Raw genomic sequence first — 18836 nt, 5'->3', positions numbered from 1 at the left:
GGAATCGTTCAGCCGTCAGCCCGCGGCGACCAGTTCGTCGCCGTCGGTGGACGTGCCTGCCATCGAGGCCGGAACCTCGACCTGGGCGATGTTGCGCGGCAGGAGGAAGGCCACGACCGCGCCGACGAGGGCGAAGACCGCGCCGATCCAGAAGGCCACCTGGAAGCCGGCGTCGTCGTAGAACACGGCACCCTGCAGCGTCGCCTGGATCTCCGGCGGGAACTGGACGATGTGCGAGTTGTTCATCACCGCGAAGGCGATGACGGGGAGCACGGCCGGGAACACCGACTGCGAGACGCCCACCATGGAGGCGGAGCTGGCCTGCAGTTGCGGCGGCACGGCCTCGATCAGCAGGTTCGGGATCGAGGCGTAGCCCATGCCCATGCCGAAACCGAAGACCGCGCAGATGATCATGACGATCGACTTGGTGTCGTGCGTCTGGGCGATCAGGGCGAATGCGACGGCGTTGAGCAGCAGGCCGGTCACCAGCAGCGGCCGCGGACGCATGTTGCGGCCGACCAGGGTGCCGACGAGCAGGCCACCGAGGACGACGGCGCCACCGATCGGGACCTGGTACAGCGCGAAGCCCTCGGCGTCGACGCCGAAGCCGTAGCCCAGGCCGAACAGTGCCGGGGTCATGACCATCATCGGCAGCAGGATGGTGAACAGGCCGGACGAGCCGTAGACGACGCCGGCGCTGATCGTGGTGAGCAGCACGGGACGCTTGCCGAGCACCTCGAGGTCGATGAGCGGTTCCTTGATCATCCGCGCGGACACGACCCAGCCGATCAGGAGCACGATGCCGCCGATGAGGTAGGCCAGGGTGCCGCCGTCCGTCCAGCCCCACGAGGGACCGAAGCTGACCGCGATGAGGATGCCCGCGATGCCGCCGCCGAGCAGGATCGCGCCGACGAGGTCGATCCGCGAGCGCAGGCGCACATTCGACTCGGGCGTCGTGAGCTGGATCAGGCCACCGAGCACGACCAGGCAGATGACGAAGAACCAGAAGATGGCGCGGAAACCGTAGTCGTCGAGCAGCCAGCCGGTGAGGAAGGGCGCGGCGATCGCGATCAGGCCCATGCCGCTGGTGGCGATGCTGACCGCGAGGGCGACCGTCTTCGGCGGGAACACGTCACGGATCAGCGAGTAGCTCAGGAACAGGGTCGGCACCATCAGGCCGGCCAGGCAGCGGCCGGCGATCATCATCGCGTACGACGTGGCAATCGCCGAGAGGAACGATCCGACGAGCGCGATCCCGACGCAGGCCAGCAGCATCTTGCGCTTGCCGTACATGTCGGCGAGCTTGCCGATCAGAGGCGCAGCCATGGCGCCGACCAGCAGGAATGCGGTCAACAGCCACGCACCCTGGGTGGTCTGGTAGTGCATGGAGATCGCCGGCAGAGCCGTCGAGATCATCATGTAGCTGACGGCGAGCAGTTCGAGCAGAAGCACGATCGACAGCAGCGAGAGGGCGAGCCGGGGGCTCCAGCCTTCCTCGTGGGTCCGACCCGCAGGGTCGGTGGGCGACGGCGTAGCGCCGCCGGTCGGGGTGGTGACCATCCGTGGAATCCTTTCAGAAACCAATAAGAAGCAGGCCCAAGTGTTTTCAGGCCATGGGGGAGTCTCCGGAGCAGATGGGCGTGCGACCACGCCCACCGTGGCACCCTCGGCCGGCTGACGGTGCCCTCACATCACACTGGCGTCCAAACAGTGACGCCAGTCACATGCCCGTTCAGTGGGACACTTCGTGGCCGGTGTCGGATCGGTGCTCTACCTAACGAATTCCGTTCTCCGCTAGGGCATGTCCGATATGGGTGGATTCGGTCGCCGGATCGGTCGACGCGCCATCCGCCACGGTAGGCGTGCTCGGGCCGATTGCGATCTTGATCCGTCGGTTCGTGGGGCTTCCGTAATCGCCCGTCCGACATCCAACCCCCTATTTCACCCGAAAGTTGGTCCCTTCGTCACGCTTTCGATCGGTAGGCTGTATCAGATGGTTCTGATTCGGTTTGTCGCTGCTCGAATGCCGACACCGTTGTTGTCCATGTTCGTGCGGAACGCGGAACTGTTGAAGTTCTTGACGGTGGGTTCGATCGCGTTCGTCGCCACGTCGGTGCTGTTCTTCGGTTTGAAGTGGACAGTCCTGGAGGCCAAGCCGGTCACGGCCAATGTAGTGGCGGTACTGATCGCCACGGTGCTGTCGTACGTGCTCAACCGGGAGTGGGCCTTCACTTCCCGTGGTGGTCGCGAGCGTCGGCACGAGGCAGCCCTGTTCTTCCTGGTTGCCTGCATCGGACTCGTAATCAACCAGTTGCCGCTTGCGGTTTCACGGTACGTCTTCGCTCTCCAGACACCGCATGTGTCTCTCTTCGCGGAGAACCTCGCCGACTTCATCAGTGCCACCATCGTCGGGACCCTCCTCGCCACCGTGTTCCGCTGGTGGGCCATGCGTAAGTTCGTCTTTCCGAGTCCTGTTGTTCCACAACAGGAAGATGGCGAAACGGTCCAGGTGGTCGAGCCCTGAACCACTGCGCCGAAACCGGTCGTCCGCCCGCCCGGTGAGCGAGCGAGTGGCGGTCACCGGGTTGGATCCGAACGGGTGGTCTTGACCAGGTTCGACAAGTGGACCACGCTGAAAGTGACTGAACCTCGCGGGGGTGAAGTGGGTGGTCGGTGTGCCCGACGAAGCAGACCGCGGAAAGCGTCCGGTCAGCGCAGGGCTGGCCGGGCCGTACGGTCACCCGTTCCACCCGATCCTGGTGACGGTCCCGATCGGGGCGTGGGTGGCCAGCCTGGTCTTCGACCTTGCTTCGCGGATCGTCGACCAGCCCGGATTCCTGGCCCAGGGGTCGGAATGGCTGATCGCGATCGGGGTGCTCGGCGCTCTGGCCGCGGCGATGGTCGGATTCCTCGACCTGTTCGGGATACCGACGGGGACGCCGGCATTTCGTACCGGCCTGGTTCATATGGCGCTCAATCTGGCTGTGACAGTGTCGTTTGCCGTGAACTTCCTCTGGCGCCGATCGGACTATGGGCAGCCGGATCCGGTGGACATCGGACCGATCGCGCTGTCGGTGGTCGGCATCATCGCTCTGGGCGTCTCCGGATACCTCGGCGGCAAGCTCGCCTTCCGTTACGGGGTCCGGGTGGTCTACGACGCAGACCAGGCGGAGGGCTTCGGCCCCACCGCCGGGCCGGCGCGTCGGGTGCAGCCGTGATCGCCCCTTCGCCCACCACGTGTTAGGAGATGACATGGGTATCGCAGCGCTCGTGACCTGGCTACTCACGGCGGCCGGCGGCTTCTACATGCTGGCCACCTGGATCGCGAAAGGCGGGACACGGTCACCCCGCACCAGCCACTTCCCGCCCGCGCTGATCTTCGGACACTTCGCACTCGCCGTCGCCGGCCTGGTCGTCTGGATCGTCTACCTCATCGTCGACAAGGTTGCGCTCGCCTGGGTTGCGTTCGGCCTGCTGATTCCGGTCGCGCTCCTGGGGTTCGCCATGCTGGTGCGGTGGATTCCCACCTATCGCGCCAGAGCGGCGGTCGGTGCGGGCAGCGAACAGCCCCAGGAGCCGCTGGACCCGGCGGAGAAGCACTTCCCTGTTGCGGTCGTCGGCGGCCACGGGGTGTTCGCCGTCGTGACCGTCATCCTGGTGCTGCTGACCGCCCTCGGGGTGGGTGGTAGCTGACAGGATCGCCGATCACGGCCGGTCAGTCGATTCGATCTCTTCGTCACTGGACGATCGACCGAAAGGCGCAGGGCGGCAAGGTTCGTCGGAGACTGCGATGTCGACACGAAGCACTCGACGGACGATGCGTCAGGGGCGCAGCCTGCGCAGCGCCCACAGCGACGGGATCAACAACAGCGCCGACAGCGCGAGCACCAGTGCCACTTCGATGAGTTGGAATCGTCGGAAGAGGCTGTCGGGGTGGTAGCGAACCTCGAAGTGGTCGGCGCCCTGCGCGCGGAAGCACTCGACGAATTCGCGTTCCTGTTCGGCGACGATGATTTCCCGGCGGGCTTCGTACTGTGCCCCGGTCTCGTCGGGACGCTGATTCCATTCCGCCTCCGCGCCGAAGCTGTTGCACACGTCGAACGGGATGTCGACCCTGTTGCCTTCAGCGTCAACGTGTCCGTTGCTCAGCAACCACGCGTTTCCGGACGAGTCGTCGCTGACATACGCCACGCCGCGGCTCGCGCCTGCCAGAGGCTGTGCCTCGACGGTGGCAGTCGCATAGTGCGGTCGAGCGCCACCCTGGAATCCGACCATCACGGCGGCCAGCGCGACGACCGTGATCGCCATTGCCGCCAGTGTGTTGCGCAACAGGAGGCCGAAGCAACTGCCGACGACGAGTGCGAGGAAGGTGTAGGCGCCCGCGACCACGCTCGTCGACTGGAACAGCGGGAACGTCAGACGCGAGTACCCGCCCCACACGCCCTGCCTCACGTACGCAAAGTTCGATTCGATTCCGACGGAGCGAGTCCATTCGAGCACCGCTCCGAGGATCGTCATAGCGATCGTGATCGGTACGAACACCACGAGAATGCGCGTCCAGTACCAGCGTGACCGACTGACCGACTGTGAGAGTCCGAGAACATGGGTGCCGCGTTCGATGTCGGGTGAGAACACGGTGACACCCACGAGTGCGCCGAGAACCACCGGCAGCACGACGGTCGCGAGCACGAGGTAGGTGAGAGCCGCCTGCGCCAAGCATTCCGCGGACCGCTCCCCCATGAAACATCCGAGACCGCTGCCGTAGAACACCGGGTTCTCGGATTTCCGTACGAGCGCGCCGCAGACCAACGCCACGACCGCCAAGGCCAGGATTCCGCCGACCGCGGCCACGATCGTCGTCCGATGCTGCCGCCAAGTGCTCCAGATCATGCTGCGGCTCCGTCGGTTTCGGTCAGGTAGGCCAGGACGATGTCGTCCAGGTTCGGCGCCTCCACGCGCCAGCCGTCGCCCGGCGCGGGTCGGGCGCCGCGCACCAGGTGGGTGCGTTGATGCGATTCGACGAGCGCGCCGGCGCCGATCACGGGCGTGGGGTCGGCGGTGCCGGTGAGCAGGTAGTGGTCGTCGAGGAGGTCGTCGAGCGCCCCGGACAGGCGGACCTTGCCGGAGCCGAGGATCACGAGTCGGTCGGCGATCTCCGCGACCTCGGACAGCACGTGCGACGACAGCACGATCGTCGTGCCGCGGTCGGCGGCGTCCTCCATGAGTGTGCGGACGACGGAGCGTCGGGCGAGCGGGTCGAGTTCGGCGAGCGGCTCGTCCAGCAGGAGCACGTCGGGGCGCCGCCCGAGGGCGAGCGCGAGGGCGACTCGGGTGCGCTGGCCCGGGGACAGCGTCTTCACCCGCGCCGACAGCGGGATCTGTGCCTCGGTCACCAGTTGCGTGGCGTACGCGGCGTCCCACGTCGTGTTGGTCTTCTCGCCGAACCGCAGGATGTCCGCGACGGAGAAGCCCCGGTACAGCGGCTTGTGCTGCGCGACGTAGGCGAGTCCCGGGCAGATGCCGCGGCGGTCGGGCCGGCGCCCCAGCACGGTCACCTCCCCGGCGTCGGGCTCGAGCAGGCCCACCGCGATCGACATCAGCGTCGACTTGCCTGCGCCGTTCGCGCCGACGAGGGCGGTGACGCTGCCGCGTTCGACGTCGAACGTGCACCCCCGCAGCGCCTCGTTGCGCCCGAATCGTTTCTGTACGTCGTGCAGCCTCAGCGCTGCCGTCATCGTCTCGCTCACGTGAACCCCCCTGTGTCCTCACCGAATTCGTTGTCCAATGCCGCCGCCACGAGCGCCTCGAGGTCGGAGCGCTCGAGTCCGGCGTCCGCGCCCTGACGCGCCCAGTCGGCCAGGGCGGTCTGCAGCGCGTTGCGCTCCGCCATCCCGGGTTTGAGCAGTGACTGGGTGACGAAGGTGCCGAGACCCGGTCGGGCCTCCACCAACCCTTCGTTCTCGAGTTCCCGGTACGCCTTGAGGACCGTGTTGGGGTTGACCGTCACGGCCCCGACCACTTCCTTCGCGGTGGGCAGTTGGTCGCCCGGCCTCAGGTCTCCCAGGCGCAGCGCCTGCTTCACCTGGAGGACCAGTTGGACGTAGGCGGGGATCCCGGATCGACGGTTGATGTGGAACTCGACCATCGAATCTCCATTTCACTACAACAATAGTGAAATGGAGATTGCCGCAGGTGACGCCCGCTGTCAACTCGTCCGACGGGTTTGCGGCGGGCCGCGTGTCGTGCCAAAAGTGGCTCGAAGGTACCGACCAGTGTGAAAATTCGTGTCAAGTGCACTATTGAGACGGAAGTTTGATTGTGAATTCAACCAACACCGGCAACACCGGCAAGCACAAGGCCGGGGCGAACCCGAAGGCCAAAGTTCGCAAACCTCGCCGCAAGGGTCGCCGGATCGCGCTGTACGTGAGCCTGTGCGTGCTGGTCCTGCTCATAGTCACACCGCTCGTCGCGTTCGGTGTCGCATACCGGGACGCCGACGTTCCGCGGCCGGGCGACATGCGGACCAACCAGGTGTCGACGATCCTGGCGTCGGACGGGGCCACCGAGATCGCCCGGATCGTGCCGCCGGAAGGCAACCGGACCGAGGTCTCGATCGACCAGATCCCGGTGCAGGTGCGCAACGCCGTGCTGTCGGCCGAGGACCGCGACTTCTACTCCAACCCCGGTTTCTCGATCTCCGGCTTCGCCCGCGCCGCGCGCGACAACGTGCTCGGCCGCGAGAGCGCCGGCGGTGGCTCCACGATCACCCAGCAGTACGTGAAGAACACCCTCGTCGGATCCGAGCGGTCGGTGAGCCGCAAGATGAAGGAGCTGGTCATCTCGTCGAAGATGGCCCGCGAGTGGTCCAAGGACGAGATCCTGGCCGCGTACCTCAACACCATCTACTTCGGTCGCGGCGCGTACGGCATCGCGGCCGCGTCCAACGCGTACTTCGGCAAGCCGCTCGCCGACCTGACGGTGAGCGAGGCGGCCGTGCTCGCCGCGGTGATCCAGAGCCCGTCGAGCCTCGACCCCGTCACGAACCCCGAAGCCCTGACGGCCCGCTGGAACTACGTGCTCGACGGCATGGTGTCGATGTCGGCGCTGCCGCCGGCCGAGCGCCAGTCCATCGCGTTCCCGGCGGTGCTGCCCTCCGCCCCGGCCGCGGACTCGGGCGAGGCGCCGGGGCCGGAGGGCCTCATCCGCACGCAGGTGCTGCGCGAACTCGCGGCGTCCGGGGTGAGCGAGCAGGACCTCAACACCGAGGGCCTGCAGATCACCACGACCATCGACCCCAGGGCGCAGCAGTCCGCCATCGAGGCCGTCGCCGACACCTTCGACGGCGAACCGGAGAACCTGCGCACCGCCGTGGTGTCGATAGACCCGCGGTCGGGGGCGGTGCGCGCCTACTACGGCGGCACCGACGGCAAGGGCTTCGACTTCGCGCAGGCGGGCCTGCAGACCGGGTCGTCGTTCAAGGTCTTCGGTCTGGTCGCCGCACTGCAGCAGGACATACCGCTGTCCCAGACGTACGACAGCGGCCCGCTCTCCGTCTACGGCGTGACGATCGGCAACGTCGAGGGCGAATCGTGCGGCAAGTGCACCATCGCGGAGGCGCTCAAGCGTTCGCTCAACACCAGCTTCTACCGGCTGACGCTGGGGATGGAGGACGGCGCGCAGAAGATCGCCGACGCGGCGCACCAGGCCGGCATCCCCGAGACGGTTCCCGGCTGGCAGTACCCGACGCTCACGCAGGAGGGCGGACCGCCGGAGAACGGAATCGTGTTGGGTCAGTATCTGTCCCGGCCGATCGACATGGCGTCGGCGTACGCGACGCTGGCGGCGTCGGGCATCTACCACCAGCCGTACTTCGTGCAGAAGGTGGTGACGGCGGACGGTGTCGTGCTGCTCGACCGTCCGGCACCGGAGGGCGAGCGCCGGCTCGAGGCCGCGGTCGCCGAGAACGTCACCCAGGCGATGCTGCCGATCGCGGCGTACTCGCGCGGGCACGGGCTGGCCGGCGGCCGCCCGTCCGCGTCGAAGACCGGGACCGCGCAGCTCGGCGACACCGGGAAGAACAAGGACGCCTGGATGGTCGGCTACACGCCGCAGCTGTCCACGGCGGTGTGGGTCGGTACGGCCGACGCGAAGGCGATCGAGAACAGCTGGGGCGGGCTGGTGTACGGCTCGGGTCTGCCGGCGGACATCTGGAAGAAGACGATGGACGGCGCGCTCGAGGACGTTCCGGTCGAGAAGTTCCCGTGGCCCGATCCGATCGGTGGCCAGGCCGGTGTGCCGGCCTTCACCGGCGTCAGCCCGACGACGACCGCTCCCGCCCCGGCGGCGAACGCACCGGTTCCGGGCCTGCCGCCCGAGCTGCAGCTGCCGGCTCTTCCGCCGCCGGGTCCCCGTGTCATCGAGATCCTGCCGGGCGTCAAGATCACCCTGCCGGGGTGATCCGAGGGGCGACCCGCGGTAGTGACATGGGTCAAGTTCCACGACGTACGTGGCCTATCTCTGATTGAAGTTTCAATGAACGGAGGGTCTACTCGTGGTCGTGTCCGAACCTGCGCGTCGTCGTGTGTTGTCGGTGTCTCGTCTGCGCGCGCCGCTGGCGGGCGCCGTGGCGGTGGCCGGGCTGCTGGTGTCCGCGCCGGTCGCCGGTGCCGACCCCACCACCGGCCCGGCCTCCTGCGTACCTTTCGGTACCGCGCAGCTTCCCCCGGGGATGGCGTCGACCGGTGCCCGCGACGGGCTCGAGATGCTGCCGGTCCTGGTCGGTGACGGCGCACCGAAGTCGATCGAACTGCGGACGCAGACAACGCAGTTCAACCGGTTCTGGGACTTCGCGCTGGTCGACGGTGCGCTGCTGACCCGGCCGCGATCGTGGACCGGCGGCAACGCCGAGCCGTGGCGGTACGCGCCGCTGCCGGAGTGCCTGCGCAACCGTCTGGTGGGCATCTCGGTGGACGACGACGAACTGGTCGCCGTCGACGGCGACGGCTGGATCTACACGCTCGACAACGCGTCGCACTCGCCGCTGGCGTGGAACTGGACGTCGGCGTTCGGCGCACCGCTGTGGTTCGGGTCGGGGCAGCGCGTCGCCGGGCCGGCGCCGGGCACCTGGGCGCTGAGCGTGTCGTCTCCCTGGGACAACCAGACCTACGTCGACGCCGACGGCCGCATCCATCACGTCGGGCTGGGCAAGATGACGATGGTGCCGTCGCTCACCGGTGACGGCAGTCGGATCACGTACGCCGACCCGTGGCTGCCGAACGACGACAGCTACGAGATCGGCGGGCCGCTCGGCGGGCGGTTCCAGTCGGTCGCGTTGTCGTCGGCGGGGTCGACGACGTTCGTGACGAACGAGTACGGCGACATGTTCACGCGCAACTTCGATTTCGACGCCTCCGGTTCGGATTCGGTGTTCTTCCGCTACAGCTGGGACAGCCAGGGCGGAAAGCCCACTGCTCCCAACCTGTTCGCGGAGTACCTGAATCGGGACTACGCGGCGATCCGGTTGCCGGCGCAGGACTGGGTGCATCAGCCCAAGATTCCCGGCGAGATCACCTCGGCGATCAGCGTGCACTCCACCGGGGTCGGGCCGGGTGCCCGGGAACTGCGGGTCGCCGGCAGCCGCGACGGGTCGACGGGCTTCTGGCACAAGGACCTGAACGCGCCGTCGTGGGAGTTCGCCGCGACCGGGGCGGACCTGCCCGGGACGCCGCTGGAGAACTCGCAGCGCGATCGGTCCGCCGAGACCCTGGCGCCGCCGGCGCCGTGGAACCTGTCCACCACCCTGCCGTCGCGGGACGCGTGGGTGGACGGTCAGGTCCTCGTGGACAGCGTGCTGCCGTACTCCATCCTCGATCCGCGCCTGCTCGACCAGGTCGGGCTGCACGCCGGCCCGTCCGGGTACCGGATCTCGATCGACCACTTCGATCCCGTGGCGACCACGCGCGGGGCCACGGTGACCGCGCCGGACGGCACCCGGATCCCGGTGATCGTGCACACCGCGGACGGTCTGCGGTTCGCGCCGCGCGGTGCCGGACTCGATTCGCAGCCACGGCATCTCGTCGGTGCGATCGAGATCCCGCAGGCGGCGTTCGACGCGCGCGGCGGCGATCCGGTGCTCGACGCGTTCGTCCGGGATTGGATGCGCGACAAGCGGATTGCGCCGATCACCCTCAGCGCCACGGATGCGGATCTCGTGATTCGCTGATCCGCGCACACCCATGGTCTGGATCACACTTTTGTCCGAAATGTAACGACCGGTCCTGACGCGGCAATATTCCAGGGCGTGAGAGATCGTGCCCATCGCAAGCGTTTCCTGTCCCGTCTCGGCGCCCCCGTGGTGTCCGTGGCCGTAGTGACGGGTCTGCTGGCGACGGCACCATCGGCCGCCGCGGACACCGCGTCGGGTCCGCCGTCGTGTGTCCCGTTCGGCACCGCGCAGTTGCCTCCGGGCCTTCCCTCGATGGGGGCGCGCGACGGCCTCGCCAACCTCCCCGTCTTCGTCGGCGACCACGCCCCGGCATCGGTCGAATTGCGGACGCAGACAACACAGTTCAACAAGTTCTGGGACTTCTCGCTGGTCGACGGCGCGCTGCTGACCCGGCCGCGATCATGGACCGGCGGCAACACCGAGCCGTGGCGGTACGCGCCGCTGCCGGAGTGCCTGCGCAATCGACTGGTCGGCATCTCGGCCGACGACGACGAACTGGCCGCCATCGACGCCGACGGCTGGATCTACACGATGGACAACGCGTCGCAGACCCCGCTCACGTGGAACTGGACGTCCGCGTTCGGGGCCCCGATCTGGACCGGCGGCGGCAAGAAGCTGCTGGGCGGGGAGGCCGGGCAGTGGGCGCTGAGCGTCGCGTCGCCGTGGGACAACCAGACCTACGCGGACGTCGCGGGCCGCCTGCACTACTACGGCCTGGCGAAGATGACGATGGTGCCGTCGCTGACGGGCGACGGCAGTCGCATCACGTACGCCGACCCGTGGCTGCCTATCGACGACAGCTACGAGATCGGGGGTCCGCTGGGCGGCCGGTTCCGGTCGGTGGCGCTGTCGTCGTCCGCGTCGACGACGTTCGTCGTCAACAAGTACGGCGACATGTACACGCGGAACTTCGATCCCGACGCATCCGGTTCGGACTCCATCTTCTTCCGCTACAGCTGGGACGACCAGACGGGCAGGCCGACCGCGCCGAACTCGGCGTTCGAGTCGTGGTTCAAGGGGTACGCCGCGATCCAGTTGCCCGCACAGGACTGGAAGCGTCAGCCCAAGATTCCCGGCGAGATCACCTCGGCGATCAGCGTCCACTCCACCGGCGTCGGTCCCGACGCGCGGGAACTGCGGGTCGCCGGCAGCCGCGGCGGCGTCACCGGCTTCTGGCACAAGCACCTGAACGCGCCGTCGTGGGAGTTCGCCGCGACCGGGGCGGACCTGCCCGGGACGCCGCTGGAGAACTCGCAGCGCGATCGGTCCGCCGACACGCTGGCGCCGCCGGCGCCGTGGAACCTGTCGACCACCCTGCCGTCGCGGGACGCGTGGGTGGACGGTCAGGTCCTCGTGGACAGCGTGCTGCCGTACTCCATCCTCGATCCGCGCCTGCTCGACCAGGTCGGGCTGCAGGCCGGTCCGTCCGGGTACCGGCTCTCGATCGACCACTTCGATCCGGTGGCGACCACGCGCGGGGCCACGGTGACCGCGCCGGACGGCACCCGGATCCCGGTGATCGTGCACACCGCGGACGGTCTGCGGTTCGCGCCGCGCGGCGCCGGACTCGATTCGCAGCCACGGCATCTCGTCGGTGCGATCGAGATCCCGCAGGCGGCGTTCGACGCGCGCGGCGGCGATCCGGTGCTCGACGCGTTCGTTCGGGACTGGATGCGCGACAAGCGGATTGCGCCGATCGCCCTCAGCGCCACCGACACCGATCTCGTCGTGCGCTGATCACGGGAGTCGGCTGCAGCTGCGCATCAGCAGATGGCCCCGGCGGTACCGTTCGTCTGCGCGGGGCTCGCGCAGCATCCGGCCGACCTCGACGAATCCGGCTTCGGCGGCCAGCCTGGCGAGACCGTCGATCGGCCACCGGTAGGCCGTCGTCACCCGGTGGTCGAACCTCGCGACCGGCTCGCCCTCCGACTCGAAGAAGGCGAGCAGGAGGTGGCCGCCGGGCGCGAGTACCCGCCGGAACTCGGCGAAGTACGCGGGCAGGTCCCGCGGTGGGGTGTGAATGACCGAATACCAGGACACGATGCCGCCCAGCGTGCCGTCGGCCAGGTCCAGCGCATCCATGGAGCCGACCTCGAATCGCAGGTCTCGGTACGTGTCGCGGGCCAACTCGACCATCACCGGTGACAGGTCGACGCCGAAGACATCGAGCCCCAGGTCCCGCAGGTGCGCGGTCACTCGCCCGGGGCCGCATCCCAGTTCGGCGACGGGCCCCGAGTCGGTGTCCCGCGCGAGTTCGGTGAACGCCGCCAGCACCGCGCGATCCAGCGGAAGGGAGTCGAGTTCGTCGCGCGCCAACTCGGCGTAACGAACGGCCACGGCGTCGTAGGCCTCGGCCGTCGCACGAAGGTGCTGGGAGGGTTCGGTCACAGGCGTCGACGCTAGAGCCTCCCCGGACCGCCGGACGACCGAACCGCCGGACAGGCCTAGCGGCCGTGCGGGATCGGCAGCGCCGCGAGGGCTCGGTCGACGACGTCGTCGACGGTGAAGACCGGCTCGGCGGTGCGGTCGATGGCGAGGCTCTCGACCATCGACCACCAGCCGCGCAGCAGCAGGCGGGTGGCCGGCGTCGGTTCGGTACCGGTGGCCTCGAGGGTGCGGGCGACCATGGTGTTCTTCATGCTTTCGCGGATCTCCCGGATCTGCGGGTCGGCGCCGAAGCCGCCGTGGAAGAACGACTGGTAGTTGGCCCCGTGCCGGTCGATGAACGACACGAACGCGTACACGACGGCGCGCAGCGGCTCACCGGACGCGTCGTCGGGATCGGCGACCGCCGCGCGCAGCAGGCGCCGGGCGGCCGCGCCCACGACCGCGACGTAGTAGTCGTGCTTGGTCGGGAAGTACCGGAACAGCAGGCCGCGGGAGATGCCGGCCTTCTCGGCCACCTGGTCGATCGACAGCGCGTGGATGGGGCGCGTCGCCAGCTCCTGCAGGCCGATCGCGACCAGTTGCCGTTTGCGCTCCTCCGGCGGGAGCCGCCGCCGGGGGGCTGCGGTTTCGGTCGACACGAGATGACACCGTCCAGGATCTTGATTGCGAGGCAAGTCTACGTTTAGGTTAACTGAGCAATGCTCAGTTAGTCGACGTCACGGAGGCTGGCATGGATTTCGCCCAGAGCGCGCGGTCGAAGGAATACCTCGACCGTCTGCGCGAGTTCATCGCGACCGAGGTCGCCCCGGTCGAGGCACGCCTGCGGGCCGAGCGGGCGGCGCAGTTCGCGCAGCGCGCCGACGTGTCCGGCGCCGCGATGTGGCAGGTGTCCGACGAGTTCCGCGCACTGCAGGCCAAAGCTCGCGCGCAGGGACTGTGGAACCTCTTCCTGCCCGACGCCGAACTCGGCGCCGGCCTGAGCAACGTCGAGTACGCGCCGCTCGCCGAGGAGATGGGCCGCTCCCCCTTCGTCGCCGCGGTCTTCAACTGCGACGCCCCGGACACCGGCAACATGGAGGTGCTCTACCACTACGGCAGTGCCGCGCAGAAGGAGCGCTGGCTGAAGCCGTTGCTGGACGGCGAGATCCGCTCCGCCTTCTGCATGACCGAACCCGATGTCGCGTCGTCCGACGCCACCAACATGGCCGCGACCGCCGTCGTCGAGGGCGACGAGGTGGTGTTGAACGGCCGCAAGTGGTGGAGCACCGGCATCGGCAGCCCGGACTGCAAGATCCTGATCTTCATGGGCCTCACCGATCCGGAAGTGCACAAATATCAACGGCATTCGATGGTGCTGGTGCCGATCGACACCCCCGGCGTCAAGGTCGAGCGGATGCTGTCGACCATGGGCTTCTACGACGAACCCGGCGGCCACGGCGAGGTGTCGTTCACGAACGTCCGACTGCCGCTGGACGCGATCGTCGCCGGTCCCGGAAGGGGATTCGAGATCGCGCAGGGTCGGCTCGGCCCGGGTCGGGTGCATCACGCCATGCGCCTGGTCGGCCTCGCGGAGGCGGCGCTCGAACTGGCGATCCGTCGCGGCACCGAGCGCGTCGCATTCGGCAAGCCGCTGATCAACCTGGGCGGCAACCGCGAACGCGTCGCCGACGCCCGTATCGCGATCAACCAGTTGCGGTTGCTGGTGCTCAACACCGCGTGGCTGCTCGACACCCAGGGCATCGCCGGCGCCCGGTCCGCGGTGTCGGAGATCAAGGTCGCCGCACCCCGCGTGGCGCAGCAGGTGATCGACTTCGCCATCCAGATCCACGGCGGCGGAGGCCTGTCCGATGACTTCCCGCTCGCCGGCGCCTGGACGGTGGCGCGGGCGCTGCGCCTCGCCGACGGGCCGGACGAGGTGCACCAGGGCCTGGTGGCACGGTTCGAGTTGGGCAAGTACCAGTGACCGCACAGCTTCCGGGCAACGCCCGCGCCGTCCGCGACGAGGACGCCTTCGACGTCGATGCCGTCGCCCGGTGGTTGCGGGACAACACCTCCGGGGAGTCGAGCGGTGTGCCCGAGGTGCGCCAGTTCGCGGGCGGCGCGTCGAACCTGACGTATCTGCTGCGCTACCCGGACCGCGACCTGGTGCTGCGCCGACCCCCGGCGGGGGCCAAGCCGGCGTCCGGGCACGACATGGTCCGCGAGTACCGCATCCAGTCGCTGCTCGCGCCGGTGTATCCGCACGTGCCGACGATGGTGGGCCTATGCACCGATCCGGCGGTGCTGGGCGCCGACTTCTACGTGATGGAGCGCGTCGAGGGCACCATCCTGCGGTCCGCTCCCCCGGCCGAACTCGGGCTCACCCCGGAGAACACGCGGGAGCTGTGCCTGCGGGTGGTCGACCTGCTGATCGAACTGCACGCCGTCGATCCGGCGCAGTCGGGCCTCGACGAGTTCGGCCGCGGCACAGGCTACGTCGCCCGGCAGGTCGCGGGCTGGACCAAGCGGTACGCGGCCGCCCGCACCGACAACGTTCCCGACTTCGCGCGGGTGACGAAGTGGCTCGCGGACAACCGACCCGCGGACGTCGCGTCGGCGGTGATCCACGGCGACTTCCGCCTCGACAACGTCGTCCTCGGCGACGACCTGACGCCGCGGGCCGTGCTGGACTGGGAACTCGCGACCGTCGGCGACCCGCTCATGGACCTCGGGTCGAGCCTGGCCTACTGGGTACAGGCCGACGACCACCCGATGATGCTGGCCACCAAGCGTCAGCCGTCGGACCTGCCGGGCATGCTCACCCGCCGCGAGATCGTCGAATACTACGGCGAGCGAACGGGTCTACCCATCGACAACTGGGGCTTCTACGAGGTCTTCGGGCTGTTCCGGCTCGCGGTGATCGCGCAGCAGATCTACTACCGCTACCACCACGGGCAGACCACCAACCCGGCGTTCGAGCACTTCTGGATCGCCGTGGGATACCTGGACACCCGCTGCAACGAACTGATCGACACCATGACGGAGGGCAAGTAGTGGGCAGCCGCACGCCGCGCAGGAACATTCTCATCACCGGCGCCAGCTCGGGGCTCGGTCGCGGTATGGCCCGCGAATTCGCCTCTCGGGGACGCAATCTCGCGCTCGCGGCCCGCCGCATCGAGCGGCTCGAGGAACTGCGCGACGAACTGCTGGCCGCGCATCCGCAGATCACCGTCGCGATTCGCAAGCTCGACGTGGACGTCCACGACGAGGTGTTCGGCGTGTTCCGGGAGTTCGACGAGGAACTCGGCGGCCTGGACCGGGTGATCGTCAACGCCGGCCTCGGCAAGGGACAGCCGTTGGGCACCGGCTACTTTCGCGCCAACGCGGCGACCGCCCGCACCAACTTCCTCGGCGCGCTCGCGCAGAGCGAGGCGGCGCTCGAGCTGTTCCGCCCCCGGAACTCGGGCCACGTGGTGCTGATCTCGTCGATGAGCGCGATGCGCGGGATGCCCCGCAACCTCACCACCTACGCGGCGTCGAAGGCGGGTGTCGCGGCCCTGGGCGAGGGCATGCGGGCCGACCTCGCGAAGACCCGCATCGACGTCTCCACCGTCTTCCCCGGCTTCATCCGGTCGGAGATCAACGAGAAGGTGAAGAAGGTGCCGTTCATCGTCGACACCGAGACCGGTTGCCGGGCCCTGGCCGCGGCCATCGAGAAGGAACCGAACAAGGCGTATGTCCCGGCGTGGCCGTGGGCGCCGCTGTCCGTGGCAATGAAGGTGCTGCCATTGTCGGTGGTTGCGAAAATGGCGTGAGCCGAATTCCCCGCCGTCGTTAGTTCGCCGACGAAACCGGCTTGACCTGGACCTTTCGCGAAACCGGTCGGTTTATATCGGGTAAAGATAAAAATTCGATAACACTCGACGGATCGATATAGCTTCGTTACTCTTTTGTGACGGGCCTCCTGGGAGAACCCTCCTCGGGCCGATGAGCAAGTCACAAATGAGGTAACACCCGTGGGCAAGCACCACCAGTCATCGCACAATTCCACTCGCAATATCGATCCGTCGAAGTCCGGTATTCGCCGGCGTTCGCTGAAGACGGCAGCATTCGTCGCCATCGCCGGATCCCTCCTCGTCGGCGGGACGCAACTCGGCGTCGCCACCGCGTCCGCGTCCCCGCAGCCCGCCCAGTCGGCGGGATCCGTCCACAAGTTCGGGTCGAATTCTTCTGTGGTGCAGCCGGTTTCCGGTGTACTGACCTCGAGCTACGGCCCCCGTGACGGCGGCCACCACAACGGCATCGACATCGGGGCGAGCCTCGGCACGCCGATCTACTCCGCCGCCGCCGGCAAGGTGATCTCGGCGGGCGCGGCCTCCGGGTTCGGCCAGTGGGTGCGCGTGCAGCACAACGACGGCACCATCACCGTGTACGGTCACGTCGACACCTACATCGTCAGTGTCGGCCAGCGCGTCGCCGCCGGTCAGCAGATCGCGACGGTCGGCAACCGCGGCCAGTCGACCGGCCCGCACCTGCACTTCGAGGTCTGGGATCCCAGTGGCCGCCAGGTGGACCCGCAGGTCTGGTTGCGCAGCAACGGCGTCTCCCCGACCTGGTGATCACAGCGCCAGGTGCTCGCCGTGGAAGCGTCCCCGCATCCGCCGATCGTGGGTGACGGCGACGACGGTGCCGTCGAACGAGCCGAGGGCGTCCTCGAGTTCCTCGGCGAGTGCCGGTGACAGGTGGTTCGTCGGCTCGTCCAGCAGCAGCAGATCGGCGCCGCAGGTGACGAGCAGCGCCACCTCGAGCCGCCGTCGCTGACCGTACGACAGTTCGGCGAGCGGCCGGTGCAGGTCGTCGGGGACGAACAGCCCGAGCGAGAGCAGTTCCGCCGCGGCATCGTCCGGATGACCCGGCCGCTCGGCGACGTAGGCCGCGAGCAGGGTCACCGCGCCGGGCCACGAGCCGACGGTCTGCCGCAGGTACCCGACCCTGGTCGGTGCGCGCACCTCGCCGCTGTCCGGCACGATCTCGCCGGCGATCACCTGGAGCAGCGTGGTCTTTCCGGCACCGTTCGGCCCGGTCACCAGCAGGCGACCCCCGGGCTGCACCTCCAGGTCGGGGATCGCCGGCCGCGACCCGACACGCACGCCCGACAGTCGAACGAGCGGGCCTTCGGGCGCGGGGGCGGTCGCCGTCGGCAGCGCCGGCGTGAACCGCAACGGTTCCGGTGGGAGCATGACCGGATCCCGCGTGAGGCGGTCGATCCGCTCCTTGGCGTTCCGGATCCGCCCCATCGCCCCGTGATCGCGTCCGCGTGCCCGGAACGCGCCGTGACCGAATCCCGCCTTCTCCTGCTTGCGGGGAATCGCTTCGAGCCGTGATGCATTCGCCCGGGCGAGGTGTTCGCTCCGGTCGAGCTCGAGACGCCAGTCCCGGTACTCCTGCACCCGTCGCCGCCGCTCGGCGGCCTTCGCCGCGAGGTATCCGTCGTAGCCGTCGCCGTAGCGGCGCACGCCCCGCCCGGCCACCTCGACGATCACCGGCGTCAACCGGTCGAGGAACACGCGATCGTGGGTCACCGCCACCACCGTGCCGCGATGGTCGATCAGGCGGTGCTCGAGCCAGGCGACGGCGTCGTCGTCCAGGTCGTTGGAGGGCTCGTCCAGCAGGAGCAGTTCGGCATTGGACGCCAGGACGGCGGCCAGTGCGAGCCGGGCCTGCTGTCCACCCGACAGCGTGCCGACCCGCCGGGACCGGTCGAGATGCGGCAGCCCGAGCGCGTGCAGGCCGGCATCGACCCGCTCGTCGACGGTGTACCCGTCGAGGCTCTCGAAAAGCGCTGTCGACTCCGTGTATTCGGACAGGGCGGCGTGGAGGTCGTCGTCGGCCGCATCGGCCAGACGCTGCTCCAGACCGCGGATCCGGGCCTCGAGGGTGCGGAGGTCACGGAGGACGTGGTCGATCGCGTCCTGGACGGTCGCGCCCGCGTTCAGGTCCAGAGACTGTGCGGCATAAGCGATTCCGCCGTCCGCGACGACACGGGTCTCGCCGTTGTCGGGGTGGATGCGGCCGGCGAGGAGTGCGAGCAGTGTCGACTTGCCGGATCCGTTGTCGCCGACGACGCCGACCTTCGTGCCCGGCGGGATCGACAGGTCGACACCGTCGAGGACGACGCGGTCGCCGTAGCGCTTCGAGACGGAGCGTAGGGAGAATTCGGAGACGGGCATGGGCGTGCTCCTTG

The 18836-nt window shown here is 68.5% G+C and carries 17 protein-coding genes; 10 read left to right on the top strand and 7 right to left on the bottom strand.

Going from position 1 to position 18836, the window contains the following annotated elements; translation table 11 throughout:
- Nucleotides 1-15: 15 nt before the first annotated feature.
- Nucleotides 16-1560 (bottom strand): MFS transporter, encoded by a 1545-nt coding sequence (locus EGT67_RS19660; RefSeq protein ID WP_127917783.1) that lies wholly within the window; start codon nucleotides 1558-1560, stop codon nucleotides 16-18.
- 433 nt (nucleotides 1561-1993) lie between these two features.
- On the opposite strand from EGT67_RS19660, the gene EGT67_RS19655 reads away from it, so the two are divergent.
- The 3 genes from EGT67_RS19655 to EGT67_RS19645 all read left to right on the top strand — a co-directional run bounded on the left by EGT67_RS19655 (nucleotide 1994) and on the right by EGT67_RS19645 (nucleotide 3693).
- On the top strand, nucleotides 1994-2524 hold the full coding sequence (locus EGT67_RS19655) for a GtrA family protein (protein ID WP_164877617.1): 531 nt from the start codon (nucleotides 1994-1996) through the stop codon (nucleotides 2522-2524).
- Between the two features lie 151 nt (nucleotides 2525-2675).
- Nucleotides 2676-3218: a DUF2231 domain-containing protein gene (locus tag EGT67_RS19650; RefSeq protein WP_127917782.1), complete on the top strand. Its 543-nt coding sequence runs from the start codon at nucleotides 2676-2678 to the stop codon at nucleotides 3216-3218.
- 34 nt (nucleotides 3219-3252) lie between these two features.
- Nucleotides 3253-3693 (top strand): hypothetical protein, encoded by a 441-nt coding sequence (locus tag EGT67_RS19645; protein ID WP_127917781.1) that lies wholly within the window; start codon nucleotides 3253-3255, stop codon nucleotides 3691-3693.
- Between the two features lie 129 nt (nucleotides 3694-3822).
- On the opposite strand, the gene EGT67_RS19640 is transcribed toward EGT67_RS19645, so the two are convergent.
- From EGT67_RS19640 to EGT67_RS19630, 3 genes are read right to left on the bottom strand one after another with little or no spacing between them, the layout of a single operon-like run.
- Nucleotides 3823-4890 carry an ABC transporter permease gene (locus tag EGT67_RS19640; protein WP_127917780.1) on the bottom strand — a complete coding sequence of 356 codons (1068 nt, stop codon included), beginning with the start codon at nucleotides 4888-4890 and terminating at the stop codon, nucleotides 3823-3825.
- Nucleotides 4887-5747 (bottom strand): ABC transporter ATP-binding protein, encoded by an 861-nt coding sequence (locus EGT67_RS19635; protein ID WP_127917779.1) that lies wholly within the window; start codon nucleotides 5745-5747, stop codon nucleotides 4887-4889. Before EGT67_RS19635 ends, EGT67_RS19640 begins: the two co-directional genes overlap by 4 nt.
- A complete protein-coding gene (locus EGT67_RS19630; protein ID WP_127917778.1) occupies nucleotides 5744-6145 on the bottom strand; it encodes a GntR family transcriptional regulator in 402 nt (133 codons plus the stop codon). Before EGT67_RS19630 ends, EGT67_RS19635 begins: the two co-directional genes overlap by 4 nt.
- Nucleotides 6146-6318: 173 nt before the next feature.
- Here EGT67_RS19630 and EGT67_RS19625 point away from each other — a divergent pair, with 173 nt between their 5' ends.
- The 3 genes from EGT67_RS19625 (at nucleotide 6319) to EGT67_RS19615 (ending at nucleotide 11962) form a co-directional block, all read left to right on the top strand.
- Nucleotides 6319-8457 (top strand): transglycosylase domain-containing protein, encoded by a 2139-nt coding sequence (locus tag EGT67_RS19625; protein WP_127917777.1) that lies wholly within the window; start codon nucleotides 6319-6321, stop codon nucleotides 8455-8457.
- A gap of 133 nt (nucleotides 8458-8590) precedes the next feature.
- Entirely contained in the window at nucleotides 8591-10222 is a 1632-nt protein-coding gene (locus EGT67_RS19620; protein ID WP_421958148.1) for a hypothetical protein, read from the top strand.
- 108 nt (nucleotides 10223-10330) lie between these two features.
- Nucleotides 10331-11962: a hypothetical protein gene (locus EGT67_RS19615; RefSeq protein WP_421958151.1), complete on the top strand. Its 1632-nt coding sequence runs from the start codon at nucleotides 10331-10333 to the stop codon at nucleotides 11960-11962.
- Here EGT67_RS19615 and EGT67_RS19610 read toward each other — a convergent pair whose 3' ends face one another.
- Both EGT67_RS19610 and EGT67_RS19605 read right to left on the bottom strand, forming a co-directional pair.
- Nucleotides 11963-12613: a class I SAM-dependent DNA methyltransferase gene (locus EGT67_RS19610; protein WP_127917776.1), complete on the bottom strand. Its 651-nt coding sequence runs from the start codon at nucleotides 12611-12613 to the stop codon at nucleotides 11963-11965.
- A 56-nt stretch (nucleotides 12614-12669) separates the two neighbouring features.
- Nucleotides 12670-13251 carry a TetR/AcrR family transcriptional regulator gene (locus tag EGT67_RS19605; protein ID WP_127917775.1) on the bottom strand — a complete coding sequence of 194 codons (582 nt, stop codon included), beginning with the start codon at nucleotides 13249-13251 and terminating at the stop codon, nucleotides 12670-12672.
- Nucleotides 13252-13343: 92 nt separating this feature from the next.
- Here EGT67_RS19605 and EGT67_RS19600 point away from each other — a divergent pair, with 92 nt between their 5' ends.
- The 4 genes from EGT67_RS19600 (at nucleotide 13344) to EGT67_RS19585 (ending at nucleotide 17211) form a co-directional block, all read left to right on the top strand.
- Entirely contained in the window at nucleotides 13344-14576 is a 1233-nt protein-coding gene (locus EGT67_RS19600) for an acyl-CoA dehydrogenase family protein (RefSeq protein WP_127917774.1), read from the top strand.
- Entirely contained in the window at nucleotides 14573-15646 is a 1074-nt protein-coding gene (locus EGT67_RS19595; protein ID WP_127917773.1) for a phosphotransferase family protein, read from the top strand. Before EGT67_RS19600 ends, EGT67_RS19595 begins: the two co-directional genes overlap by 4 nt.
- A complete protein-coding gene (locus tag EGT67_RS19590; RefSeq protein WP_127917772.1) occupies nucleotides 15646-16407 on the top strand; it encodes an SDR family oxidoreductase in 762 nt (253 codons plus the stop codon). Before EGT67_RS19595 ends, EGT67_RS19590 begins: the two co-directional genes overlap by 1 nt.
- A gap of 201 nt (nucleotides 16408-16608) precedes the next feature.
- Nucleotides 16609-17211, top strand: a complete 603-nt coding sequence (locus tag EGT67_RS19585) for a M23 family metallopeptidase (protein WP_127917771.1) — start codon at nucleotides 16609-16611, stop codon at nucleotides 17209-17211.
- On the opposite strand, the gene abc-f is transcribed toward EGT67_RS19585, so the two are convergent.
- Nucleotides 17212-18822 carry a ribosomal protection-like ABC-F family protein gene (abc-f, locus tag EGT67_RS19580; RefSeq protein WP_127917770.1) on the bottom strand — a complete coding sequence of 537 codons (1611 nt, stop codon included), beginning with the start codon at nucleotides 18820-18822 and terminating at the stop codon, nucleotides 17212-17214. It abuts the gene before it with no gap.
- Between the last annotated feature and the right edge of the window lie 14 nt (nucleotides 18823-18836).

Origin of the sequence: Prescottella agglutinans, from assembly GCF_004011865.1 — a bacterium.
Taxonomy (GTDB): domain Bacteria; phylum Actinomycetota; class Actinomycetes; order Mycobacteriales; family Mycobacteriaceae; genus Prescottella; species Prescottella agglutinans.
The sequence above is the reverse complement of the archived record's forward strand: the minus strand, read 5'-3'. Positions and strand labels throughout refer to the sequence as shown.